At 71.8% G+C, this 22,402-nt stretch carries 27 protein-coding genes; 12 read left to right on the top strand and 15 right to left on the bottom strand.

Annotated elements, in window-relative coordinates; all coding sequences use genetic code 11:
• The first annotated feature begins 62 nt into the window (after positions 1-62).
• Positions 63-1,136: a M4 family metallopeptidase gene (locus CVS47_RS04150; protein ID WP_206502745.1), complete on the top strand. Its 1,074-nt coding sequence runs from the start codon at positions 63-65 to the stop codon at positions 1,134-1,136.
• Positions 1,117-1,440: a protealysin inhibitor emfourin gene (locus tag CVS47_RS04145; RefSeq protein WP_127094960.1), complete on the top strand. Its 324-nt coding sequence runs from the start codon at positions 1,117-1,119 to the stop codon at positions 1,438-1,440. The genes CVS47_RS04150 and CVS47_RS04145 overlap by 20 nt, the downstream gene beginning before the upstream one ends.
• Before the next feature lie 25 nt (positions 1,441-1,465).
• On the opposite strand, the gene CVS47_RS04140 is transcribed toward CVS47_RS04145, so the two are convergent.
• The 3 genes from CVS47_RS04140 to CVS47_RS04130 are packed head-to-tail and all read right to left on the bottom strand — an operon-like array spanning position 1,466 to position 3,329.
• Entirely contained in the window at positions 1,466-2,110 is a 645-nt protein-coding gene (locus CVS47_RS04140; RefSeq protein WP_127094959.1) for a GNAT family N-acetyltransferase, read from the bottom strand.
• 9 nt (positions 2,111-2,119) lie between these two features.
• Complete coding sequence (locus tag CVS47_RS04135) at positions 2,120-2,833, bottom strand: uracil-DNA glycosylase (protein WP_206502743.1); 714 nt, start codon at positions 2,831-2,833, stop codon at positions 2,120-2,122.
• A gap of 4 nt (positions 2,834-2,837) precedes the next feature.
• Positions 2,838-3,329: a phosphoribosyltransferase gene (locus CVS47_RS04130; RefSeq protein ID WP_127094958.1), complete on the bottom strand. Its 492-nt coding sequence runs from the start codon at positions 3,327-3,329 to the stop codon at positions 2,838-2,840.
• Positions 3,330-3,386: 57 nt separating this feature from the next.
• Between CVS47_RS04130 and CVS47_RS04125 the strand changes: the two genes are divergently transcribed.
• Positions 3,387-4,892: an MFS transporter gene (locus CVS47_RS04125; protein ID WP_127094957.1), complete on the top strand. Its 1,506-nt coding sequence runs from the start codon at positions 3,387-3,389 to the stop codon at positions 4,890-4,892.
• Between the two features lie 71 nt (positions 4,893-4,963).
• On the opposite strand, the gene CVS47_RS04120 is transcribed toward CVS47_RS04125, so the two are convergent.
• Positions 4,964-5,974, bottom strand: coding sequence for a hypothetical protein (locus CVS47_RS04120; protein WP_127094956.1), 1,011 nt, complete (start codon positions 5,972-5,974; stop codon positions 4,964-4,966).
• 119 nt (positions 5,975-6,093) lie between these two features.
• Positions 6,094-6,879 (bottom strand): SDR family oxidoreductase, encoded by a 786-nt coding sequence (locus tag CVS47_RS04115; RefSeq protein WP_164734600.1) that lies wholly within the window; start codon positions 6,877-6,879, stop codon positions 6,094-6,096.
• Between the two features lie 140 nt (positions 6,880-7,019).
• Here CVS47_RS04115 and CVS47_RS04110 point away from each other — a divergent pair, with 140 nt between their 5' ends.
• Positions 7,020-8,342: a bifunctional o-acetylhomoserine/o-acetylserine sulfhydrylase gene (locus CVS47_RS04110; RefSeq protein ID WP_127094955.1), complete on the top strand. Its 1,323-nt coding sequence runs from the start codon at positions 7,020-7,022 to the stop codon at positions 8,340-8,342.
• 67 nt (positions 8,343-8,409) lie between these two features.
• Here CVS47_RS04110 and CVS47_RS04105 read toward each other — a convergent pair whose 3' ends face one another.
• Positions 8,410-9,108: an SDR family NAD(P)-dependent oxidoreductase gene (locus CVS47_RS04105; RefSeq protein ID WP_127094954.1), complete on the bottom strand. Its 699-nt coding sequence runs from the start codon at positions 9,106-9,108 to the stop codon at positions 8,410-8,412.
• 123 nt (positions 9,109-9,231) lie between these two features.
• Between CVS47_RS04105 and CVS47_RS04100 the strand changes: the two genes are divergently transcribed.
• Both CVS47_RS04100 and metX read left to right on the top strand, forming a co-directional pair.
• Complete coding sequence (locus tag CVS47_RS04100) at positions 9,232-10,263, top strand: DUF2332 domain-containing protein (RefSeq protein WP_127094953.1); 1,032 nt, start codon at positions 9,232-9,234, stop codon at positions 10,261-10,263.
• Between the two features lie 41 nt (positions 10,264-10,304).
• Positions 10,305-11,510 carry a homoserine O-acetyltransferase MetX gene (gene metX / locus CVS47_RS04095; RefSeq protein ID WP_127094952.1) on the top strand — a complete coding sequence of 402 codons (1,206 nt, stop codon included), beginning with the start codon at positions 10,305-10,307 and terminating at the stop codon, positions 11,508-11,510.
• Here the strand turns inward: metX and CVS47_RS04090 are convergent.
• Positions 11,458-12,129: a sigma-70 family RNA polymerase sigma factor gene (locus CVS47_RS04090; protein WP_127094951.1), complete on the bottom strand. Its 672-nt coding sequence runs from the start codon at positions 12,127-12,129 to the stop codon at positions 11,458-11,460. The genes metX and CVS47_RS04090 overlap by 53 nt on opposite strands.
• Positions 12,130-12,392: 263 nt before the next feature.
• Here CVS47_RS04090 and CVS47_RS04085 point away from each other — a divergent pair, with 263 nt between their 5' ends.
• Both CVS47_RS04085 and CVS47_RS04080 read left to right on the top strand, forming a co-directional pair.
• Entirely contained in the window at positions 12,393-13,571 is a 1,179-nt protein-coding gene (locus CVS47_RS04085; RefSeq protein WP_127094950.1) for a hypothetical protein, read from the top strand.
• Between the two features lie 72 nt (positions 13,572-13,643).
• Complete coding sequence (locus CVS47_RS04080) at positions 13,644-14,549, top strand: L,D-transpeptidase (RefSeq protein ID WP_127094949.1); 906 nt, start codon at positions 13,644-13,646, stop codon at positions 14,547-14,549.
• 40 nt (positions 14,550-14,589) lie between these two features.
• Here the strand turns inward: CVS47_RS04080 and CVS47_RS04075 are convergent, their stop codons facing one another.
• Together CVS47_RS04075 and CVS47_RS04070 are read right to left on the bottom strand one after the other, a co-directional pair.
• Positions 14,590-14,991, bottom strand: a complete 402-nt coding sequence (locus tag CVS47_RS04075; RefSeq protein WP_127094948.1) for an arsenate reductase ArsC — start codon at positions 14,989-14,991, stop codon at positions 14,590-14,592.
• Positions 14,988-15,572, bottom strand: coding sequence for a GrpB family protein (locus CVS47_RS04070; protein WP_241240268.1), 585 nt, complete (start codon positions 15,570-15,572; stop codon positions 14,988-14,990). Before CVS47_RS04070 ends, CVS47_RS04075 begins: the two co-directional genes overlap by 4 nt.
• A gap of 33 nt (positions 15,573-15,605) precedes the next feature.
• Here CVS47_RS04070 and CVS47_RS04065 point away from each other — a divergent pair, with 33 nt between their 5' ends.
• Positions 15,606-16,160 (top strand): AAA family ATPase, encoded by a 555-nt coding sequence (locus CVS47_RS04065; protein ID WP_127094946.1) that lies wholly within the window; start codon positions 15,606-15,608, stop codon positions 16,158-16,160.
• 2 nt (positions 16,161-16,162) lie between these two features.
• Here CVS47_RS04065 and CVS47_RS16740 read toward each other — a convergent pair whose 3' ends face one another.
• The gene (locus CVS47_RS16740; RefSeq protein WP_164734599.1) at positions 16,163-16,303 is read right to left on the bottom strand and encodes a hypothetical protein; all 141 of its coding nucleotides are present in this window, start codon (positions 16,301-16,303) and stop codon (positions 16,163-16,165) included.
• A gap of 82 nt (positions 16,304-16,385) precedes the next feature.
• On the bottom strand, positions 16,386-16,703 hold the full coding sequence (locus CVS47_RS04060) for a histone-like nucleoid-structuring protein Lsr2 (protein ID WP_127094945.1): 318 nt from the start codon (positions 16,701-16,703) through the stop codon (positions 16,386-16,388).
• Positions 16,704-16,760: 57 nt separating this feature from the next.
• Between CVS47_RS04060 and CVS47_RS04055 the strand changes: the two genes are divergently transcribed.
• Genes CVS47_RS04055 through CVS47_RS04045 form a run of 3 tightly spaced genes read left to right on the top strand, consistent with a single transcriptional unit; the run spans position 16,761 to position 18,953 of the window.
• Complete coding sequence (locus CVS47_RS04055) at positions 16,761-17,582, top strand: sulfite exporter TauE/SafE family protein (RefSeq protein WP_127094944.1); 822 nt, start codon at positions 16,761-16,763, stop codon at positions 17,580-17,582.
• Positions 17,583-17,620: 38 nt separating this feature from the next.
• Positions 17,621-18,199 carry a GNAT family N-acetyltransferase gene (locus tag CVS47_RS04050; protein ID WP_127094943.1) on the top strand — a complete coding sequence of 193 codons (579 nt, stop codon included), beginning with the start codon at positions 17,621-17,623 and terminating at the stop codon, positions 18,197-18,199.
• Positions 18,200-18,203: 4 nt separating this feature from the next.
• Positions 18,204-18,953, top strand: coding sequence for a DUF429 domain-containing protein (locus CVS47_RS04045; protein WP_127094942.1), 750 nt, complete (start codon positions 18,204-18,206; stop codon positions 18,951-18,953).
• Positions 18,954-18,975: 22 nt separating this feature from the next.
• On the opposite strand, the gene CVS47_RS04040 is transcribed toward CVS47_RS04045, so the two are convergent.
• From CVS47_RS04040 to CVS47_RS04025, 4 genes are all read right to left on the bottom strand, one after another.
• Positions 18,976-19,740: an NUDIX hydrolase gene (locus CVS47_RS04040; protein ID WP_127094941.1), complete on the bottom strand. Its 765-nt coding sequence runs from the start codon at positions 19,738-19,740 to the stop codon at positions 18,976-18,978.
• Positions 19,737-20,063 carry a thiamine-binding protein gene (locus CVS47_RS04035; protein WP_127094940.1) on the bottom strand — a complete coding sequence of 109 codons (327 nt, stop codon included), beginning with the start codon at positions 20,061-20,063 and terminating at the stop codon, positions 19,737-19,739. Before CVS47_RS04035 ends, CVS47_RS04040 begins: the two co-directional genes overlap by 4 nt.
• Positions 20,064-20,082: 19 nt before the next feature.
• Positions 20,083-21,405 (bottom strand): DUF2029 domain-containing protein, encoded by a 1,323-nt coding sequence (locus CVS47_RS04030; RefSeq protein ID WP_241240267.1) that lies wholly within the window; start codon positions 21,403-21,405, stop codon positions 20,083-20,085.
• A gap of 181 nt (positions 21,406-21,586) precedes the next feature.
• Positions 21,587-22,396, bottom strand: coding sequence for an ADP-dependent NAD(P)H-hydrate dehydratase (locus CVS47_RS04025; RefSeq protein ID WP_241240266.1), 810 nt, complete (start codon positions 22,394-22,396; stop codon positions 21,587-21,589).
• Positions 22,397-22,402 lie beyond the last annotated feature (6 nt).

Here is a 22,402-nt window from a genome sequence, read left to right as displayed (position 1 = left end):
ACGTGTGTCGCGATGTCGCCGCGCAACGGACGGATGTCGCCGGTCGGCGTTAGCCTCTGACCATGACGAGCGCGCTGCATGGGATCATCCCCCCGTATCTCCTGGCCCGCCTGGCCGCCACCGAAGAGCCCGCGCTGGCACGCGCCTCGGCCGCCGCGAAGGCGACGCTCCTGGCCGACCGCACCGTCCGCCCGCAGCGCTCCCGCGTGCGCCTGTCCATCGAGGGCGACGGCACGCTGGTCGTCGAGAACGCCCCCGCCGCCGACCGCACGATCTACGACGCGAAGACCACCGAAGACCTGCCCGGCACCCGCGTGCGCGGGGAAGACGATCCCGCCTCGGGCGACCCCGCCGTCGACCAGGCGTTCGACGGCCTGGGCGCGACGTTCGACTTCTACTGGGAGGCCTACCAGCGCAGCGGCATCGACGGCGCCGGTGCCCCGCTCCTCGCCACCGTCCACTACGGCGAGGACTACGACAACGCGTTCTGGAACGGCGAGCAGATGGTGTTCGGCGACGGCGACGGCGACGTCTTCACCGGGTTCACCTCGTCGCTCACTGTCATCGCGCACGAGCTGACGCACGGTGTCACCGAGCACGAGGGCGGGCTCGAGTACCAGGGCCAGCCCGGCGCGCTCAACGAGTCGCTGTCCGACGTCTTCGGCGCGCTGACCGAGCAGTACACGAAGGGCCAGACGGCCGACGCCGCCGACTGGCTCATCGGTGCGGGCATCTTCACGCCGGCCGTGCAGGGGAAGGCCCTGCGCTCGCTGAAGGCCCCCGGCACGGCCTACGACGATGACGTCCTCGGGCGCGACCCGCAGCCCGCGCACATGGACGACTACGTCGAGACGACCGACGACAACGGCGGCGTGCACATCAACTCCGGCATCCCGAACCACGCGTTCTACCTGGCGGCCACGGCCCTCGGCGGCAACGCATGGGAGCGCGCCGGACTCGTCTGGTACCGCACGATCACCGGCGATCTGTCGCCCACCGCCGACTTCGCGGCGTTCGCGGCGGCCACCCTGGCCGCGGCGAGCCAGGAGTACGGTGAGGACTCGGAGGTCGTCGACGCCGTCCGCGCGGGGTGGACAGGAGTCGGCGTGCTGGAGGATGAGTCAACCGACCGCTGATGATGCGGATGCCGCGGCATCCGCTCTCGTCGTCGTGACTGTCGTGCGCACCGGCGGCATCGCGGGCATGCGCAAGACGTGGAGCGCCGAGCCGGCGCCCGACGAACAGGAGCACTGGGTCATGCTGATCGAGAGCTGCCCCTGGGACGAGTCGGTGGGCGAGACCCGCGGCGCCGACCGCTACGTCTGGAGCATCAGCGCCCGCTGCGGCGAGCAGCACCGCGAGGCCGATCTGCCCGACCAGGCCGTCGCCGGGCCGTGGCGCACGCTCGTCGACGAGGTGCGGCAGGTCGCGAAGCGCTGAGCCTGACCGGCGCCGCGCCCCGCTCTCAGCCCCCGGCGCCGTCCTCGCCGCCGCGCTCGCGGCGTCCGAAGAGCGACCGCGACTGCTTCTTCGGCTTCAGGTGCTTCTGCAGGTAAATCGTGCCCAGCCAGCGGCCGAACTTGAACCCGACGCGGCCCATGCGGCCGACCTCGACGAAGCCCAGGCGCTCGTGCAGCGCGACGGAGGCTTCCGCGCCCTTGTCGCTGATGATCGCGACGATCTCGCGGATTCCGGCGTTCTCGCACTCCCCGATGAGCGCCTCGAGGAGGGCACGGCCGAGACCCTTGCCCGCCGCGGCGTGGCCGAGGTAGATCGAGTTCTCGACGCTGAACCGGTACGCCGACTTGGTCGACATGGGCTGCACGAGCGCGTAGCCGAGGATCTGGCCTGACGGCGACTCCGCCACGAGGAACGGCAGACTGAGCTTGCGCAGGTGCGCGAACTTCTCGCGCCACTGCGCGATCGTCCACCGCTTCTCGTCGAAGGTCACCACGGAGTTGGTGACGTAGTAGTTGTAGATCTCTCGTATGTCGGGGATGTCGCCTTCTCGGGCGACGCGGATCTCGTAGGCGAAGGGCGCCTCCTCGACCGGCGGCTTGCGCAGGTGGCGCGGGAGCACGCGCCGCTTCTGGTATTCCTCCTCGAGCATGCTGCGAGCCTACGCGGCGGAGGCGACGGGCTCAGCGGGCAGCCGCCAGTCCACGGGCTCGGCACCCTGCTCGCCCAGCAGCGCGTTGGTGCGGGAGAACGGCGACGAGCCGAAGAATCCGCGTCGGGCCGACAGCGGCGACGGGTGGGCGGATTCCACGATCGGCGTCGAACCCAGCAGCGGGCGCAGGTTCGCCGCATCCTTCCCCCAGAGGATCGCGACGAGCGGCCGGTCGCGTGCCACCAGGGTGCGGATCGCGTGCTCGGTGACCTTCTCCCAGCCCCAGCCGCGGTGGGATGCCGGCTGTCCCGGCGCGACGGTCAGCACCCGGTTGAGCAGCATGACGCCCTGATCGCTCCACGCCGACAGGTCGCCGTGCGGCGCCGGCGCGATGCCCAGGTCGGACTCGAGCTCCTGATAGATGTTCGCGAGGCTCCGGGGCAGCGGGCGCACGTGCCCGTCGACGGCGAAGGAGAGGCCGATCGGATGCCCCGGCGTCGGGTACGGGTCCTGCCCGACGATGAGCACCCGCACGTCGGCCAGCGGCCGCTGGAACACCCGCAGCACGTTCTCGCCGGCGGGCAGGTAGTGCCTGCCGGCCGCCACCTCCGCCCGCAGGCGCTCCCCGAGGGCGGCGATGTCGGCGCCGACGGGGGCGAGGGCGTCGGCCCAGCCCGGGTCCATCCGGCCCGACGCGCCGAGCTCGGTCAGCGACAGCGCCACCGGCTCAGGCGCCGTTCGCCGACTCGTCCTGAACCGGACCGCGCGCCGACCAGGGGAAGTCGATCCACAGCGTCGTCTCGCGCCAGGAGTAGTCGGGCGTGGCCACGGTGCCGGGCTTGGTGTAGATCGTCACCGAGCGCACGTCGGCGCCGGCGTCGGCCAAGAGCTGCACGGCGAGCGCGAGCGTGCGGCCGCTGTCGGCGACGTCGTCCACCAGCAGCACGCGCCGCCCGTCGAGGTAGTCGAGGTCGAGGGTCGGCGGCAGCACCTCCGGCGCATCCAGCACCTCGCCGATGCCGGTGTAGAACTCGACGTTCAGGGCGCCGCAGTTCTTCGCACCCAGCGCATAGGCGATGGCCCCGCCGGGCAGCAGCCCGCCGCGCGCGATCGCCACCACCACCTCCGGCTCGAACCCGTCGGCGACGATCGAGCGGGCCAGATCGCGGGCCGCCTCCCCGAAGCCGTCCCACGACAGCCGCTCTCGTTCCTCGGTCACGTGGACCCCTCTCTCCGTCCGACCAGCGTAGGGCCGCCCCGGTGTAGTCTCACCGTCGTGTCCCGCGCCTCCGCCGCCGCCGACCGCCTCCGCGGGTCCGCTCTCGGCATCACGACCGGGCTGATCGGCTGGTTCATCCTCGTCGAGCTGACCAGCGGCATCCTGCAGGGCTTCTACGTGCCGCTCTTCAGCGACATCGTCGCGCACCTGGGCGTGACCGACGCCGACGTCAACTGGTTCGAGGCGGCGCAGCTGCTGCTGTCGGCGCTCGTCGTGCCCGTGCTGGCGAAGCTCGGCGACATGTACGGCCACAAGAAGATCCTGCTGATCGCTGCGATCCTGACCGCGGGGGCGAGCTGGTGGCTCGTGTTCGCCGGATCGTTCTGGACCTTCCTCATCGCCTGGGCGCTCCAGGGGTTCTACGTGGTGTGGCTGCCCCTCGAGATCGCCCTCATCTTCGAGCGCGGCCGCGTGCAGGAGCGCGGCGTCTCGCTCACCCGCCGTGCGGCCGGTCTCCTCGTCGTCGGCCTGCAGGCCGGCGCGATCATCGGCGCGCTGGCCGCGGGGCGCATCTTCGCCGCCACGGGCGACCTGACCGTGACGCTCACGATTCCGGCGATCGCCGTCACCCTGATCGCGGTGGTCATCTGGCTGGGCGTCCCCGAATCCGAGCCGCTGCCGGGCCGGCGTCTGGACACCGGCGGCTTCGTGATCCTCGCGATGGGACTGCTGCTCATCACCAGCGCGCTGACGTTCCTCCGACTCAACGGCCCGGGCTTCGTCTGGACCTGGGTGCTGCTGGTCGCGGGGCTCGCCGCCTTCGTCGTCTTCGTGCGGTACGAGCTGCGGCAGGACGATCCGGCCGTCGACGTGCGCGTGCTCGCCCGCCCGGAGATGTGGCCCGTGCAGGCCACGGCCTTCCTCGTCGGCATCAGCCTGCTGGGCGCGCAGGGGCCGCTGTCGACGTACGCGGGCACCGACTCCTCCCTCGGCTATGGACTGGGTCTGGATGCCACGGACCGCTCCAACGTCATCGGCGTCTATCTCGTCTCGCTGATCGTGGGCGCGGTGCTCTTCGCCGTCACGTCGCGCAAGGGCAGCCCGCGCCTCATCCTCATCGGCGCCTCCGCCCTCGTCGGCATCGGCTACCTCCTGTTCCTGCCCTTCCACCTGCAGCTGTGGCAGGTGCTGCTGAACCTGTCGATCGCCGGTCTCGGGTCGGGCGCCCTCGTGGCGGCGCTGCCGTCCGCGGCGGCGGCGGCCGCACCTCGCGGCCAGACGGGCATCTCGTCGGCGCTGACGAACACCACCAAGACGATCGGCGGCACGTTCGCCTCGGCGATCTTCGGCGTCGTGCTGGCCGTGGGCGCGGGAACGGTCGCCAGCCAGACGGCGGCCTCGCTCGGCGGCTACATCACGGTGTGGACCGTGTGCGCCGCCGGAGGATTCCTCGCCGCCGTGCTGCTGCTCTTCGTGCCCAAGGTCGCCTTCGGCGATGAGGCTCTGGATGCCGCGGCCGCCCCCGATCCGGAGGGCACCGCCGGGCAGGCGCAGATCCTCTGACTCACCGGCTTCGCAGGAGCACCGTGCGGGCTTGGCAGGAACTCTCGCAGGCGCAAGAGGTCGTGCCGGCGTCAGAGGAGGCCGGCGACGACCACGGCCGCGAGCACGACGACGGTGATGCCGAGCCAGACCCAGGTGGCGGGGCTGAGGGAGGTGCGGAGACGGCGACCGGCGGGCGCCACGCCGGCCACCTCGATGCCCGTGCCGCCGTCTCCGACGGGATCGACGCGCTCCTCGCGCCAGCGCTCCCACTGCTGCACCTTCCCCGCGAAGGCGTTGGCGGCGGCGACCACCTCGACCCAGGAGCGGGCGTCGGTCGTCACGACATCGCGGGAGCGCACCATGAGCAGCCGGTCATCCACGATCTCGATGTCCCAGCCGCCGGCGGCATCGATGGCGCGCGCCATGACGTCGGGCGTGAAGAGGTACAGCGCATCGCGCTCGTAGCCGCGTGGGCAGTAGAGGGTGAAGTGCCGGTCGAAGTCGCCCTCCAGCGAGAGCCGCTGGGAGGCGTCGGGCACGGCGGCCGTCGACAGCGCACGACTCCCCCGCGCGGTCGAGCGCAGCACGATGTGCGGCAGCGGGCGGCGCAGCGCCACCGCGATCCACCCGCCGAACTGGGTACTGCTCGACGTCGCGTTTCCCTGGCGCAGCTCGTAGTCGGCCCACTCGACCAGGCGTCCGTCGGGGGTCCGCGCGCGGACGGCGCGGGCGATCGTGAGCAGCCCGCGCTCCCGCCAGGCCGTCAGCACGCCGGGAACCGGACCGGGGATGTAGGTCAGGCCGTTCTCCGCCGCGAAGCGCGCCAGACGCCAGTGGCGCAGGGGCGTCTCCTTGCGACGGGCGGTGCGCACGGTCGCCCAGACGAGCACGACCAGTCCGATGAGCATGAGCAGCCCGACCGCCGCGATCCCCGCGGACTGACCCACGACGTCGTCACCGCCCTCGGCCACCGTCTCGCTGAACCCGAAGGCCAGCGTGAGCACACCGAGCACGCCCGCTGCGGCGCCGACCCCGAGGATCACCCTGCGTGCGGCGGGGGCGGGCGTCGCGATCCACGGGTGCGACGCCGCGAACGCCACGCGGAACCTCTTCAGCTCTACCCGCCTCGGGCGGGCGGCGAGAGCCGCCACCTCGAGCACGCGTCCGCCGGACGGGCCACCGAGCGGCTCGGCGGACGGGCCGCGCGGCACCGGCGGTCTCAGTCCTGTCCGCCGCGCACCCGGAGGGGTCCGCGGGCGAGGAGGTGCTGCGCCGACTGCGCGACGGGCCGCATGAGCACGAGGTCGAGGTTGACGTGCCCCGGGGCGTTCACGGCGTACGCGACGACGTCGGCCACGTCTTCGGCGAGCAGCGGATTCTCGACACCCTGGTACACCTGCTCGGCCGCCTCGGCGTCGCCGCCGAGGCGGTTGAGGGTGAACTCCTCGGTCTGCACCATTCCGGGGGCGATCTCGATGACGCGGATCGGCTCGCCGTTGAGCTCCTGGCGCAGCACCTGCGGAACCATCGACTCCGCGGCCTTGGCGGCGTTGTAGCCGCCTCCACCGGGGTACGGCGTGGTCGCCGCCGTCGAGGTGAGGAAGACCGTGTCGGCGTGCCCGTTGACGGCCGCGGCGGCCCGCAGCTGCGGCAGCAGCGCGGCGACGAGTCGCTGCGCGGCGAGCACGTTCACGTCGAACATCCACTGCCAGTCGTCGACGGCACCGTCCTCGATGCGGTCCGTGCCGCGCGCACCGCCGGCGACGTGGATGAGCGCATCGACGGAGCCGCTCTGCGCGAGCCATTCCGCCAGTGCGTCGACGTCTGCCTGCTGGGTCAGATCGGCGGCGAACACCTCCGCCCCCGTGTCGCCGGCGAGCTCCTCCAGGCGGGCGGCGCGACGGGCGACGCCGACGACGTCCCACCCGCTCGTGCGCAGCGCCCGCACGGTCGCGGCACCGATCCCTGAACTCGCTCCGGTCACCACTGCGCGTCTGCTGGACATGCGATCCACATTACCGACGCCGGAGAAGGGCCCCAGGTTACGCAGCATGTCCGTTCCCTTGTCGGCCGTGCTGCGGCATCCGTACTCTCGCAGAAGCCGCGCGGCACCCGCTGCGCCTTCCGCACCCGTAGGAGGATGCCGTGTCCGCTCCCGAGAACTGGCGTTTCGAGACCAAGCAGATCCACTCGGGCGCCGCGCCCGACCCGGTGACCAAGGCTCGCGCCACGCCGATCTACCAGACCACGTCGTACGTGTTCGACAACGCCGACCACGCCGCGAACCTCTTCGCGCTGGCGGAGTTCGGCAACATCTACACCCGCATCCAGAACCCGACCCAGGCGGTCGTCGAGGAGCGCGTCGCCGCGCTCGAGGGCGGCACCGGAGCGCTGCTGGTCGCGAGCGGCCAGGCGGCCGAGACCTTCGCGGTGCTCAACATCGCCGAGGCCGGCGACCACATCGTCTCGTCGAGCTCGATCTACGGCGGCACCTACAACCTCTTCAAGTACACGCTGAAGAAGCTCGGCATCGACGTGACCTTCGTCGAGAACCAGGACGACGCCGAGGAGTGGCGCGCGGCCGTCCGCCCGAACACCAAGCTCTTCTTCGCCGAGACCATCGGCAACCCGAAGATCAACATCCTCGACATCCGGCTCGTCGCCGACGTCGCGCACGAGTCGGGTGTGCCCCTGATCGTCGACAACACGATCGCGACCCCGTACCTCATCCGTCCGTTCGAGCACGGCGCCGACATCGTCGTGCACTCGGCCACCAAGTTCCTCGGCGGCCACGGCACCGTGATCGGCGGAGTGATCGTCGACGGCGGAACGTTCAAGTGGTCCGAGAACGTCGACCGCTTCCCCGGCCTGACCGAGCCCGACCCCAGCTACCACGGCGCCTCGTACACGACCGCCGTCGGCGACGGTCTCGCCTACGTCATCAAGGCCCGCGTGCAGCTGCTCCGCGACCTGGGCGCGGCGATCTCGCCGCAGAGCGCGTGGCTGCTCATCCAGGGCATCGAGACCCTGTCGCTGCGCATCGAGCGTCACGTGCAGAACGCGCAGGAGATCGCCGAATGGCTCGAGAACCGCGACGACGTCGCGTCGGTGAACTACTCGGGCCTGCCCACGTCCCCCTGGTACGCGGCGGCCAACACCTACGCCCCCAAGGGCGTCGGCGCGGTGCTGTCGTTCGAGCTCAAGGGCGGCGTGCAGGCGGGCCGTGAGTTCGTCAACAGCCTGACGCTCTTCAGCCACCTCGCCAACATCGGCGACGTGCGCTCGCTCGTCATCCACCCCGCCTCGACGACGCATTCGCAGCTCACGCCCGAGCAGCAGCTCACCAGCGGCGTGACGCCCGGGCTCGTGCGACTGTCGCTCGGACTCGAGAACATCGACGACCTGAAGGCCGACCTCGAGCAGGCTCTCGCCGCCGCGCACCGCGTGACCGAGGCCGCGCGCGCCTGACGCAGGGCAACACGGATGCCGCCGCCCCGACCGGGCGGCGGCATCCGTCGTTCTGCCGACCGATCTCTCAGGCACGCACCTTCGGGCGCACGTGACCGAGACCGCCGTCGACGCCGAGCACCTGACCGGTGATCCAGTCGTTGGCGGGATCGAGGAGGAAGACGACCGCCCGCGCGACGTCGTCCGGCTTGCCGAGACGACCCAGGGCATGCATGTTCTCCGACACCTTGCGCGAGCCCTCGGTCGCGGTCAGGGCCGCCGTCAGGGGCGTCTGCGTGAGCCCGGGCGCGACGGCGTTGATCCGCAGGTTCTGCGAGGCGTAGCTCGCCGCGGACGACAGGGTCAGGCCGATCACGCCGGCCTTGGCCGCGGCGATCGCATCGTGGTTCGGCAGTCCCGCCAGGGCGGCCGCGGACGAGACGAGCACGAGGGATCCGCCCGAGCGCAGATGACGGCCGGCGGCCCGCACCGTGGCGAAGGCCGGGGTCAGGGATGCCGCGATCGTCTCGTCGTACTGCTCGCGGGAGGTCAGGTGCGCCGGCTTGAGGATCATGGAGCCCGCGAACGTCGCGATGCCGTCCAGCTCACCGGCGTTCGAGACGGCGGCGTCGACGGCGTCGAAGTCGCTCGCGTCGAGGATCACGTCGGGGGTGATGGTCGAGGTGTCGCGGGCGGTCGTGACGACCTCGTGCCCGGCTTCGCGCAGGAGCGCGCAGGTGGCCTGCCCGATCCCGCTGGACGCGGCGATGATGAGATAGCGGGCCATGGGTCCTCCGTGTTGTGGGTCTCCATTGTCCTGCGCCCCGCACGACCGAGAGGCGGCCGAGGCGTTGAACGCGCCGGGCGGAGGACGTCAGCCCGTTCTCTCCGGCGGCCATAAGGTGTCGCCATGTCGAACGTCGACTCCGCCGCCGCCGAGCGTGTCGCCGCCGTCTACGACGACTTCGGCCGGCGCTGGGCGCACGGCACCTCGCCGCTCTACGAGGACTGGGCGTGCGGCATCGCGCAGCATCCGGATCTCTGCGCCCGGATCGCCGCGCTCCCCCGGCGTCTGCAGCAGCCGAACCTGCTGTTCGCCGCCTCGCGCTGGGCGGGCTGCGCGCTGGAGCCGGCGGAGTCGTGGATCCCGTGGCTGCGCTCCGCGTGGGACGACGTCATCGCGATCGCCACCCAGCGCAGCGTGCAGACCAACGAGCCCAACCGCTGCGCCACGCTGCTGCCGGTACTCTCGCGCCTCGACGGGCCCGTCGCCCTGCTCGAGACCGGCACCGCCGCGGGCCTCTGCCTCTTCCCCGAGCGCTACAGCGTGGACTACGCCGCACCTTCCGGACCGCACCGGATCGACCCGCGAGCCGGCGCCACGGCGTTCTCGCTCGCCTGCCGGGTCGACGACGACGCCTCCGTTCCGGATCGGATGCCGGAGGTCGTCTGGCGGCGGGGCATCGACCTCGACCCGATCGACGCGTCCGACCACGACGCCGTCGCCTGGCTGGCGAATCTGGTCTGGCCGGGACCCGATCACGACTCCCGGGTCGCGCGCCTGCGCGGCGCCGCGGCGATCGCCGCCGCCGCGTCGCCCGACATCCAGCGGGGCGACATCATCGACCTCGTCACTCCCCTGGCCGCCGAGGCGCCGCCCGAGGCCACGCTGGTCGTCTTCCATAGCGCCGTGCTCCTGTACCTCGACGCGGAGGCGCGCCGGCGCTTCGCCGACACGGTCACGGGCCTGAGCGCGCGGCTCGGCCGCCGCGTGCTGTGGCTCTCGAACGAGACGGCCGGCACGCTCCCCGAGATCGACGCGCGCGTTCCCGTCGGCCTCGCCGTCGACCACCGCTTCGTGCAGACGGTCGATGCCGTGCCGGTGGCGCTGGCGGGCCAGCACGGCGCCGTCTACGAGACCTCCGCCTTCCGCAGCGCGTAACAGTCCGCCCGCTTCCGGCGGGGACCGGGAGAATGGCAGTCATGGACTGGCAGACCTCCGAAGACACCGTGCCCTCGGCGCCGGTCACGGAGGCCGACGCGCGCCTGCTCCTCGGACGCCCCCCGGTGACGGGTGCGTGGCGCGACGGCGACCCGGTCGGCGAGCGCCGGTTCGCCGCATTCGGCGCCTTCGCGACCGAGGGCGGGGGCCGCCTCCCGGGCTTCCGCCTCGCTTACGAGACGTGGGGCGAGCTGAACGCCGCCGGCGACAATGCCGTGCTCGTCCTGCACGCGCTGACCGGCGACAGCCACCTCCGCGGTCCGGCCGGGCCGGGGCATCCGACCGCCGGCTGGTGGGACGACATCGTCGGCCCGGGCGGCCCGATCGACACCGACCGGTGGTTCGTCGTCGCCCCGAACATGCTGGGCGGATGCCAGGGGTCGACCGGTCCGGCGAGCATCGCGCCCGACGGCTACGAGTGGGCCGCGCGCTTCCCGTACGTGACGATCCGCGACCAGGTCGCCGCGCAGGCTCTGCTGGCCGACACCCTCGGCATCGGCACGTGGGCCGCCGTCATCGGCGGCTCGATGGGCGGGATGCACGCGCTGGAGTGGGCGGTCGGGCACGCCGACCGCGTGCAGCGCGTCGGCATCCTGTCGGCCCCGCCGGTGAACACAGCCGATCAGATCGCGCTCAACTCGGTGCAGCTGGCGGCGATCCAGGTCGACCCGCGCTTCCAGAACGGGCAGTACTACGACAGCGGCGACGGCGACGGGCCGCACCGGGGTCTCGCCCTCGCGCGACGCATGGCGCTGCTGAACTACCGCAGCCCGACGGAGCTCAACCAGCGCTTCCAGCGGTCATGGCAGTCCGGCGTGAGTCCGCTCGGCCACGGCGGACGCTTCGCGGTCGAGTCCTACCTCGACTTCCACGGCAACAAGTTCACCCGCCGGTTCGACGCGAACTCCTACATCCGCCTGGTGGAGGCGATGAACTCGCACGACGTCGGCCGTGACCGCGGCGGGGTGGAAGAGGCGCTGCGGTCGGTCACCGCGACGGCGCTCGTGGTCGGCATCGACACCGACCGGCTCTTCCCGATCGACGGTCAGCACCGGATCGCGCGTTCGATCCCGAGAACCCTCGACGGGGAGCGGGCGGTCGTGCTGACCAGCGATTTCGGTCACGACGGCTTCCTCATCGAGACGGCAGCGGTCGGCGCTCACCTGCGACGACTGCTGGACGCCTGACCGCCACGTCGCTGCGGGAACCCGCGCCGGTGAGGGTGGCCCGCAGACGCGTGAGCGCGGTGCGCGTCACGGTTTTGACGGTGCCCAGCGGGGTGCCGGTGAGTGCCGCGATCTCGCTCTGACTGCGCCCCTCGCTGTAGGCCAGATGCAGGAACAGCCGCTCGCGCTCGGAGAGGGTCTCGAGCGCCTGGCGCAGCCGACGTGCGTCCTCGCGGTGCATGACCGACTCGCTGACGTCCTCGACCGAGAGCGCGATGTCTCTCAGGCCGGCGCTGTGGTCCCGTTCGCGGTGGGCGCGGCGAGCGCGCACCCCGTCGATGGCCCGCCGGTGCGCGATCGTCAGCGCCCAGGTGCTCGCGGAACCGCGGGACCGATCGAAGGCACCCGCCTTGTTCCACATCTCCAAGAAGACGTCCTGGTGGATCTCCTCCGCCAGCGCGCGATTGTCGATCACCCGCACGATGAGGCCGAAGACCCGCCGCGCCAGCGCGTCGTACACCTCGCCGAAGGCGGGCACGTCCTTGAGGGCCGTCCTCTCGATGAGGTCGGCGAGCTCCGCGGGGCACACCTCTGCACGAGGGGTCTCCGAGCGGAGAGCTACCGCGGGGGTTTCGGTCACAGGCTCATCGTCCGGCCTGATCCGACCCGCCGCGGACGCCGAACTGTCTCAGGGCGAATGTTGTCGCGAAACGGTCGGGATGTCGCCCATTTCGCGACCGATGTCGCCGAATTCACCCGATCGCCGGTGATTTCGTTCTGCTGTCGCTCCGTATGGCGACGGTCACCGACCGTTCATCACCGAGGCGACCCTCGACCTGTACACCGCGTGTTAGACATAGGTCGGGCGCTTCGCCCACTCGTGCTGTATTCATTGGAGAGTTCATGACATTGTCAGTCCCTGCCCGCGACGACGCGAAGGTGCGGGGGCTGAGGTCTCGGTCGCTCGCTTCGCGGCTTGCCGTCTTCGTCGCGGCATCCGCTCTCGTCGTCGTTCCCTCGGTCGTCTCGGTGACCGCCGCGAACGCCGCGGAGCCGTTCGCCGTCACGTCGCCCGCCGACGGCGCCACCGGCGTGGAGCAGACGTTCCCCAACGTCGTGCCGTTCGCCGGCACCGGTCTTCCGGTCGGTGATACCGCGTCGATCACTTTCCTCGATCTGGACGGAAATGTGCAGATCACCTACGGGAGCAGCACGCCGGATGCAGATGGCAATTGGTCGGGCATCTACAACTTCGAGAACGTCAGCACGGGTCAGACGGAGATCACGGCCACGGTGACTGCTCTCGATGCGGCTAGCGGAAACCCGGACCCTGCCGTCGCGCCGGCAACAGTGTCCTTCACCCTGGCTGTAGCGCCGAAACCGGCCAACCCGTTCACGGTGACGACCCCCGGGTCGAACTCCACCACCCCGGTCGAGAGCACCACACCGACCTTCTCGGGCACCGGCAACCCCGGCGCCTCCATCGTCATCACCTACGGTGCCCGCGCCGTGCAGACCGGCACCGCCGCGACCGTGACGGTCGACGCTGACGGCAACTGGACGACGACGACCGACTTCAGCGACCTGGAGCCCGGCAGCACCGATGGCAGCGCCATCGTTACCGAGTACGGCACGAACGGCGAGGTCTTCCCCGGCACCGAAGGCCTGCGGATCAACTTCGTCTTCCCGACCGCCCCCGCTCCGCTGGATCCCCTCGCCGTCGTGACCGACCCGGCGTCGCTTCCGCTCGCCGACGCGACCAGCACCGGTGTGAAGTTCCTTGCGACCGGCTTCAGCCCGAACGAGGAGATCACCATCGTGGTCACCGACCCCAGCGGCGGCGTCGTCGTCCTCCCGCCGACCGAGGTCAGCTTCTTCGCAGATGACCAGACCGGCGCGTTCGCCGGCTTCGTCATCCTCCCCGAGACGGCAGGCACCGGGACGTACACGATCACCGTCTCCGGCGTCCGCAGCGAGCGCACCGCGGCCGGCACCTTCGACGTCTCCGCGAACCCCGTCACACCGGTCACCCCCGGCGGCGGCAGCGGCGGCGGCACCGGCCTCCCGGTCGTCAGCGGCTGACACACCTCGTACCGATGTGATGGGCCGGTCCCCTCGGGGGCCGGCCCATCCCTTCTCTGAACTACGGTCGACATGATGACTCCCACCCGCCGCACCGGCATCATCGCGGCCTCCGCAGCCGCCCTCGTCGTGCTCGGCGTCGGCGCATTCGTCCTCGCCCAGCCCGACCCGCCGGCCGCGACGGCTACGCCGTCGGCCTCAGCGTCGCCATCCCCCACCGCCTCCGTGACGCCGACCCCCAGCGCGGCGCCGTACGCAGCGCCCGATGACGCGACGGTCGCCGCTCTCCCGGAGGCGCGATACAACGCGGTGATTCCGGCCCTCCTCGGATTCGCATCGAACGACGTGCCGGCGGAGCTCACCGCCGCGTACACGATCGCCGCCGACGCGCCCCTCTTCGGCGACGACCGCATCACGCCCGTCGCCCGGCTGGCGGCGAAGAACTTCCTGGGCGACAGCACGGTCGTCGTCCCGGTCCGCACCGACGGCGATTGGTCGCTGGTGCTCACGCCCGCGCGTCAGACGCTTCCGTCCGAGAACCCGGACGCGCCGGCGCAGTCGGTCGGGTGGATCCGCTCCGAACTCCTCACCAAAGCCCAGGACCTCGCCGCACACGTGGTGATCTCCGTCGGTGATCAGACGGTCTCGATCGTGGACGCCTCCGGTGACGTGCGGGAGAGCTTCCCGGCCGCTGTCGGCGCGTCGGAGACACCGACTCCCACCGGCGTCGTCGGCTACGTCCAGGCCCGCTACCTCGACCCGGCGCAGGATCAGACCGTCTACCCCATCACCCTGAGCTCGATGCACTCGTCGGCGGCTGACGAGCCCTTCGGAGGCCAGGACGGCGGCCTCATCGGCATCCACTTCTACGAGGAGCGTTCCGGCGCCATCTCCCACGGCTGCGTGCGCGTGTCCGGTGACGCCATCACCGCGCTTGACACCCTCCCCCTCGGAACACCCATCCTCATCCAGCCCTGACGTCGGCGGGTCGATCCGGGTGCGGTCGCTCGCCTGCGGCCTATGCCGTCAGCTCGTCGATGAGGGTCTCGACGCGAACGCGGATGTCGTCGCGGATGCGCCGGACGGTCTCGTGATCCTGACCCGCGGGGTCGTCGAGCGCCCAGTCCTCGTAGCGCTTGCCGGGGAAGATCGGGCAGGCGTCGCCGCAGCCCATCGTGATGACCACGTCCGATTCCCGGACGGCGTCGACGGTGAGGAGCTTCGGGGTGCTCCCGGCGATGTCGATGCCGTCCTCGGCCATGACGGCGACCGCGACCGGGTTCAGCCGGTCCTTCGGCTCGGAACCGGCGGAGAGCACGTCGATGCGGTCCCCGGCGAGAGCCTGCAGGAAGCCGGCGGCCATCTGGGAGCGGCCGGCGTTGTGCACGCAGACGAACAGGACAGCGGGCCTCTCAGTCATGGCCCGTCCTCCCCTGCTTCGGAATCGCGCTGCGCTCGCGCGCGCTCGAGGATACCGCGGATGACGGCGGTCTTGGCATCCGCGTAGGCGTTCATGTCGTCCCACGCCCGATCGAGCAGCGCGCGCTTCGTGCTCTCGTACAGCGACCGGTCGGCGGCGTCGGCGCGCAGGCGATCGCGGAAGAGCAGGTACGCCTCCACGGCCGCATCGCCCGCCGCGTACACGTGCACATGGACGTCGCGCTCGGGTGTGCGCACGAGCCGGTGGCCGGGCTCCCTCACCCGCAGCACGTACCCCGCCGCCACGAGGGCGGGCAGGTAGTCCTCCTCCGCGGCGATGTCCGCGACGGCGACCACGATGTCGACGATCGGCTTGGCCGCGAGTCCGGCGACCGACGTCGAGCCGATGTGCTCGATCAGCACGGCTCGATCGGCGAGCGCCTGCCGCAGACGTCGACGGTGCTCCTCGAAGACGTCGCGCCACGTGGGATCGGCATCGTGCAGGGTCACCTGCAGCCTCTCCACGCCGCCGATGAGCTCCCGGTCGCGGACGTCGAGGCGACGAGGGGAGGAACGGGGCACACTCCATTCTCCCCGCTCCCCTAGAGTCGCGTCGTGCGCATCGTGATCTCGGGCACCCACGCCAGCGGCAAGAGCACGCTCATCGCCGACTTCGCGGCGCGGCATCCGGCATTCGTCGTCCTTCCCGATCCCTTCGAGCTCCTCGACGAGACCTGGGACGCACCCGGTGCCGGGATGTTCGCCGCGCAGCTGCGGATCGCCGCGGAGCGGCTCGGGGAGGGCGACCCGTCCGCGGACCTCATCGCGGAGCGCGGGCCGCTCGACTTCGTGGCCTATCTGCTCGCCCTCGACGAGGTGCAGGGCACCAGCACGCCGCGCGACCTCCTGGCGCGATACACCTCGATCACCGCGCGCGCGATGCGCGCCGTGGATCTGCTGGTGGTGCTGCCCCTGTCGGCGCGCGACGAGATCCACGTCGGCGCGGACGAGCACCTCGCGCTGCGCACCGCCATGAACGACGTCCTGCTCGAGCTCATCGACGATCCGGAGCTCGTGGGCGACGGGGTGACGGTGGCCGAGGTCACCGGCGACCGAGACGAGCGGCTGGCCACCCTCGAGGCTCTGCTCGACGACCAGCTCCACGGCTGAGGTCAGCTGCGCGACGCGTGCGGGTCCTCGACGTGACGGTCTGCGACCTCTGGCGCGACGGGCGGCGTCGTCGACGGGGTGCGGCGCCGTTCGATCACCGGTGCTGCCACCGTGCGGGGCCGTCCATCCTTGCGTCGTGACATGCTTCCATTCTCGCGGCTGGAAGCGCGACGGAGGGTCACGACCGGCGGATTGCGGATGCGCGCGGCGCGGCGCCGGGTCGGCTCAGCGTGTCGACAGGTATTCGTCGACGATGCTCTGCGGCACCCGTCCGCGGTCGCCCACGCGATAGCCGCGGTCCTTGGCCCACTCCTGCAGGTCTTCGCGTCGCCACGTTCCGGCGGAGGACGCGCGCCGCCCCTCGGGACCGCCCTCGCGGACCGCGTTCTCGATGAACGGCGCGAGCGCCTCCCGCAGACGGGCCCGGTTCGCCTCCGACAGGTCGATCGAATACGATGCACCCTCGAAAGCGAAGGTGACGGACCGGGCGCCGAGCGACCCGTCGAGGTCGTCGGTGATCTGGGTGACCGTCCGCTGAACCATGCACCCAGCCTAGGGCGCCGGTTTGGCGGGCTCCCGCCGACAGGCCAGAATCGACCGGTGCTCGATGGTCCGCTGCTCGCCGATTGGCTCCCCGTGTCGGCGGGGGCGCTGATCTTCCTCCTCGTGGCCGCCGGGGTCGCGGGCTGGGTCGATGCGGTGGTCGGCGGTGGCGGACTGATCCAGCTCCCCGCCCTCGTCATCGCCGTGCCGCAGAACGTCTCGACGCCCTTCATCCTCGGAACGAACAAGCTGTCGTCCTTCTTCGGCACACTGTCGGCGAGCTGGGTCTATCTGCGGCGCATCCGCGTGCACTGCGCGCTCCTGGTGCCTCTAGTCATCGGCGCCTTCGCCGGGTCTGCGGTGGGAGCCGCGCTCTCGCGCTTCGTCCCGCGGGAGGTGCTCACGCCGATCGTGCTCGCGGCCGTCGTGGTGGTCGCCGTCTACACGCTCCTCAAGCCGCAGATGGGGCTCCACCACGAGCCGCGGCACACGCGCACCGCCTCGGTGGCGTGGCGCGCTGCGCTCATCGGCGTCCTGGTCGGCTTCTACGACGGCATCCTCGGACCGGGCACCGGGTCGTTCTTCGTCATCCTCCTCGTCGGCGTCCTGGGATTCGGATTCCTGCAGGCCAGCGTCAACGCGAAGATCGCCAACCTCACCACCAACCTCGCCGCGCTCGCGGTCTACGGCGTGCACGGCGAGATCATCCTCGTGCTCGGCATCGCCATGGCCGCGCTGAACATGACCGGCGGCTTCATCGGGGCGCGGATGGCGACGCGCAACGGCAACCGCTTCGTGCGGATCGTGTTCCTCGTCGTGCTCTCGCTGCTGATCGTCAAGCTCGCGTGGGACACGATCGCGCAGTTCACCGGCGCCTGAGCCTTCCCGCGCGCGCGGGGCACCCCTACGCTCGAGCCATGGACGGTCGGATCAGGCCGCTGACGCCGGAGACGTTCCCGGCGTGGCTGGCCCTCGCGGAGAAGCACAACGGAGTGTGGGGCGGGTGCTACTGCTCGTACTTCCACAGCGACACCGAGCACACGGTGAAGGACGACTACGACCGCAAGACGTTCAAGCGCCGCCTCGTCGAGGAGGGCGTGGCCCATGCCGCGCTCGTCTTCGACGGCGACACCGCGATCGCCTGGTGCGAGTACGGCAGCCCGACCGAACTGCCCGGCATCTACCACCGGAAGCAGTACGACGCCGGCGAGACCAGACCGGCGCCGTGGCGGATCACCTGCTTCTTCGTCGACCGCGACCACCGGCGCTCCGGCGTGGCGCGGGAGGCGCTGCAGGGCGCGCTCGGCCTCATCGCCGAGGCCGGCGGCGGGGAGGTCGTGTCGTTCCCCAACGAGCCGAAGGCCGGCAAGCGGACCTCCTCTTCGTTCCTCCACAACGGGACGCGGACCATGTTCGAGAAGGCGGGCTTCACGTTCGAGCGCCACATCGGCACGAGCAAGACGGTGATGCGACTCACCGTCCCGCCCGCCGGCTGAACGCGTGGAGGAGTCTCCATGGCGCACCGGCGGCGTCGACCTCGCCGCCGGAGCGCCGGGCACGGCGCTGGCGGTCATCGCCTGGTCGCCCGGGCGGGCACGGCTCGAGAGTCTCGAGCTGAACGCCGACGACAAGCGGATCGTCACGGCCGCCGCCGGCCTCGACCGGCTCGGCATCGACTGCGCATTCGGCTGGCCCGACGAGTTCGTGGCCTTCGTCGCCGCGCACGCATCCGGCGTCGCCACGCCCGACGGCGGCATCGAGTGGCGCCGCACCCTCGCCTACCGTGAGACGGATCGCGCCGTCCACGCCGCGATCGGGCGCTGGCCGCTGAGCGTCTCCACCGACCGCCTGGGGCTCACCGCCATGCGGTGCGCGGGTCTGCTGTCACGGCTCGCCGCGAACGGGGTGGCCGTCGACCGGTCGGCGGAGAGCGGCACGGTCGCGGAGGTCTATCCCGGCGCGACGCTGCGGCTGTGGGGGTGGGACGTCCGCGGCTACCGGCTCGACGCCGACGTGCGCCGACGGCTCCTCGCCCGGCTCATCGACGAGGCTCCGTGGCTGGTTCTCGGCGACCACGCGGAACTGATGATCAGGTCGTGCGACGCCTTCGACGCCGTCATCGCCGCACTGTCCGCTCGGGCAGCGCTCCTCCGCCGCTACGGGCGGCCGAGTGCCGCACAGATCGATCGCGCGCGACGCGAGGGCTGGGTGGTCCTCCCGACAGGCCACCTCGCCGACCTCGTCTCCTGAACAGGAGAGGGGGATGCCGCGGCTACGCCGTGTGCTCGTAGGTCCAGGGCAGCGCGTCGACACGCAGACGATGGCGGGCGGTGGGGGCCGCAGCATCCTCTCGCGTCGATCCGTCCTCCGCGTCACCCGGCCAGACCAGCAGCGCACCGCCGTCGCGCACCTGCGTCGCGAAGTCCTGGACTCCGGCGGAGCGCGCCTCGGCAAGCACAGCGTCGATGCTCGGCTGCATGCTCAGGCGCGAGAGCGTGACGAAGGTCGGCGGGTAGAGGGTCAGCTCGCCGCGACCGTGCCGTTCGAGCACATCGCTCGGCCGCGCCCAGTCGGCCCCGACCGCCTCGCCGGGCTGCAGCCGCAGCGCGCCTCGCGGCGCTCGGCCCACGAAAAACCACGTGCGGAAGCGCACGGCGATGCCGGGCGGCGGATCCCACCGCGAGAGCGTGACCAGCTCGCCCGCATCGACCGCGAGCCCGGCCTCTTCGGCCGTCTCGCGCACCGCCGCGACGCGCGCGACAGCCTCTTCCTCCGCGTCCTCCGCCGGCCCGACGGCATCGGCCGGCTCGACCGCGCCACCGGGGAACACCCAGGCGCCGGCGAACGTCCCCCGGCCTGGCCGCTGGATCAGCAGCACCTCCGGACCGCCGTCGGCGTCGCGGAAAAGCACCACGGTCGCCGCGACGCGAACAGACGTGTCGGCGATGTCGCCCGCCGTGCGCGCGCGGGCTCCCGCGAGTGCCCGCGCGAGGTCGCCGGCCGCGTCGCCCGCTGAGCCGGGTGCGGGTGCGCTCACGCGGGGGCGGAGGTGCCGTCGGACTCGGTGATGGCGTCTTCGAGCCGCTCGAGCTTCGCGTCGATCTCGCCCGTGTAACCGGGACGGATGTCGGCCTTCAGCACCAGCGAGACCCGCGAGCCGAACGCCTGCACGGCCTCGGTGGCGCGCTTCACGACGTCGAAGACCTCGTCCCACTCGCCCTCGATCTCGGTGAACATCGACGTGGTGCGGTGCGGGAGTCCCGAGTCGCGCACGACCCGGACCGCGGCGGCGACGGCGTCGTGCACCGATCCGTCGGCACTGCCGGTGCCGCTGGGGGCGACGGAGAAGGCGACGAGCATGGTGACCTCCGGAGGTGGATCAGGCGTTCTCGACGAGCTCGGGGACGGGAGCGGATGCTGTGCGCGCCCGTGACGGACGCGTCAGCGTCGGCCACTCCAGCGGCGCCCGCACCGGCACGCGGACGAGGATGACCATCGTCCAGGCGAACAGGGCCACGACGGCGAGGTTGCGCAGGGTCAGGGCCAGTGTCGGCAGGGCGTACGGGTAGGTCAGCATGAGGCCGTCGTACAGCAGCGGGTAGACGATGAACGTCAGGAGCGCGGCGACGAGACCGAGCACCGCGGGACGCGCCCACCGGCGGCGGTCGATGACGAGGCCCATCACCAGCGGCGCGATCATCCACACCATGTACTGCGGGGAGCCGACCTTGTTGAAGACGATGAAGGCCAGCGCCAGCGCCAGCGAGAGCGGGGGGAAGAGCGCCGCGAACGACGCCTTGCGCAGCATCTTGTACGCGCCGAGTCCGGCGACGGACAGCACGGCGAGGGCCAGCAGCGGCGTCATGATCGCGATGACCTCGTTGAGGAACGGGCCGCTCACCTGGAACGTGAGCATGTCCGGGTCGTAGAAGACCGCGCTGTCGGGAAGCATGAAGACCGAGCGCCACAGGTAGGGCGTGCTGATGGGCGCCTCGATCTGCAGACCGCGACCGGCCTGATCCCCGACGAAGCCGAGCATGTTCGACGCGCCGCCGAGCACGGCCACGACGCCCGCGGTCACGGCGGAGACGGCCAATGCGGCGCCGATGAGCGCGAAGCGACGGCGCACGGCGATGACCGCACCGGCGAGGATGGCCGCCGGCCACACCTTCATCCAGACGGCGATCGACAGCAGTGCGGAGCCGAGCCAGGGGCGGCCGACGAGCCACAGGCAGCCCGCGAGCACCAGCGGCACGGTGAAGCCGTCGAGCCGGTAGAGGCCGACGGGGCCGAGCAGCAGGATGAACGCGAGCCAGAACCAGGCGGCCGTCACACGTCCGCGCGAGCGGCCGCGACCGACGAGGAGGGCGAAGGCCGCGGCATCCGCCAGCGTCACGAGGATCGCCCACGCCGGGGTGTAGCTCACGAGCCACGCGAGCGCGTGCGTCAGGAGCATGGGGATGATCGCGAGCTGCGGGTAGACCCAGGGCTCGTTGATCCCGACGAAGCCGACGTACTCGCGCACGGTCGTGAGGCCGTAGATGGCGGGGTCGACGTAGCCGCCGTTCAGCCACGCGGCCGACCAGCGTTCGTAGACGAGATAGACGTCGCCCATCGCCGCGTTGGGCAGCACCCAGCCGAGCCACGCGACGACCGCGTGCACGACCACGAACGCGATCCACAGAACAGCACGCCTCGACACAGGTGCATTCTACGGGGGGCGTGCTCTCGACTCCCTGTGAGCGGACGCCGCCGTCCGAGCCTCACGCGACCGGGTCGGCGCGCACGGTCGGAGCGGCGCCGGGCCGGCGTGCGGCGCCGGCCGACGTGCGGCGCCGGGCCTACGTGCGGCTACTCGGTGGCGCGGCCATGCGGCGGCGCGGCTAGGCGGCGGCGAGCGCTGCGGCCACGGCGGCGGGCAGGTGCTCGGCGACGTCCAGCGCGGTGATCGGCCCCGAGCCGTCCGGCCCGGCCGCCGCGGCGGTGGCGGCCAGCGACGCGGCGTGCCCGTGGAGCCAGGCTCCGGTCGCCGCGACCCGGCCGAGCTCCCCCGCATCGGCGTCCTCCCCCGCCGCGGCGGCGAGGGCTCCGACGACGCCGCCCAGCACGTCGCCCGTCCCCGCGGTCGACAGCCAGGGCGTGCCCGCCTGCACCCGCGTCGACCACCCGTCCGGGGTCGCGACGATCGTCACCGCGCCCTTCAGCAGCACGACCGCGCCCAGCGCCGCGGCGGTCTCGGCCGCGGCGTCCGCCCGCTCCTCCTCGTCGGGCTGGGCGCTCAGGGGCGCGAGCCCGAGCGCCTCGCGCAGCCGGGTGTGCTCGCGGCCGTGCGGGGTGACGATGCGCGGCGCGGTGCCCGACGGCGCGAGGTCGAGCGCACCGGCGTCGACCACCACGGTGAGGTCGCCCGACAGGATGCCGCGCAGCGCCGCCGTCTCGTCGACGGAGCGGGACGCGGCATCCGTTCCCGATCCGATCAGCCACGCCTGCACGCGCCCGTCGGCGGTCACCGTCTCGGGGCGACGCTGCAGGATGAGGGTGCTCGGACGCTCCGGACCGAGGTAGCGCACCATGCCCGTCCCCGTCCGCCACGCGGCCTCGACGCCGAGGACGGCGGCGCCCGGGTACTGCTCGGAGCCGGTGCGGACGCCCAGCACCCCTCGGGAATACTTGTCGTCGTCGTCGGTTGGCATCCGCAG

It is taken from the genome of Microbacterium lemovicicum (assembly GCF_003991875.1).
In the GTDB taxonomy this organism is placed as follows: domain Bacteria; phylum Actinomycetota; class Actinomycetes; order Actinomycetales; family Microbacteriaceae; genus Microbacterium; species Microbacterium lemovicicum.
This window is presented reverse-complemented; position numbering and strand designations above follow the sequence as displayed.

Excerpts from the sequence above, each read along its gene's own strand:
- CVS47_RS04150 (WP_206502745.1), top strand. The coding sequence starts at position 63 with ATGACGAGCGCGCTGCATGGGATCATCCCCCCGTATCTCCTGGCCCGC.
- CVS47_RS04145 (WP_127094960.1), top strand. The coding sequence starts at position 1,117 with ATGAGTCAACCGACCGCTGATGATGCGGATGCCGCGGCATCCGCTCTC.
- CVS47_RS04140 (WP_127094959.1), bottom strand. The coding sequence starts at position 2,110 with ATGCTCGAGGAGGAATACCAGAAGCGGCGCGTGCTCCCGCGCCACCTG.
- CVS47_RS04115 (WP_164734600.1), bottom strand. The coding sequence starts at position 6,879 with ATGTCCAGCAGACGCGCAGTGGTGACCGGAGCGAGTTCAGGGATCGGT.
- CVS47_RS04105 (WP_127094954.1), bottom strand. The coding sequence starts at position 9,108 with ATGGCCCGCTATCTCATCATCGCCGCGTCCAGCGGGATCGGGCAGGCC.
- CVS47_RS04100 (WP_127094953.1), top strand. The coding sequence starts at position 9,232 with ATGTCGAACGTCGACTCCGCCGCCGCCGAGCGTGTCGCCGCCGTCTAC.
- metX (WP_127094952.1), top strand. The coding sequence starts at position 10,305 with ATGGACTGGCAGACCTCCGAAGACACCGTGCCCTCGGCGCCGGTCACG.
- CVS47_RS04085 (WP_127094950.1), top strand. The coding sequence starts at position 12,393 with ATGACATTGTCAGTCCCTGCCCGCGACGACGCGAAGGTGCGGGGGCTG.
- CVS47_RS04080 (WP_127094949.1), top strand. The coding sequence starts at position 13,644 with ATGATGACTCCCACCCGCCGCACCGGCATCATCGCGGCCTCCGCAGCC.
- CVS47_RS04075 (WP_127094948.1), bottom strand. The coding sequence starts at position 14,991 with ATGACTGAGAGGCCCGCTGTCCTGTTCGTCTGCGTGCACAACGCCGGC.
- CVS47_RS16740 (WP_164734599.1), bottom strand. The coding sequence starts at position 16,303 with ATGTCACGACGCAAGGATGGACGGCCCCGCACGGTGGCAGCACCGGTG.
- CVS47_RS04060 (WP_127094945.1), bottom strand. The coding sequence starts at position 16,703 with ATGGTTCAGCGGACGGTCACCCAGATCACCGACGACCTCGACGGGTCG.
- CVS47_RS04050 (WP_127094943.1), top strand. The coding sequence starts at position 17,621 with ATGGACGGTCGGATCAGGCCGCTGACGCCGGAGACGTTCCCGGCGTGG.
- CVS47_RS04035 (WP_127094940.1), bottom strand. The coding sequence starts at position 20,063 with ATGCTCGTCGCCTTCTCCGTCGCCCCCAGCGGCACCGGCAGTGCCGAC.
- CVS47_RS04025 (WP_241240266.1), bottom strand. The coding sequence starts at position 22,396 with ATGCCAACCGACGACGACGACAAGTATTCCCGAGGGGTGCTGGGCGTC.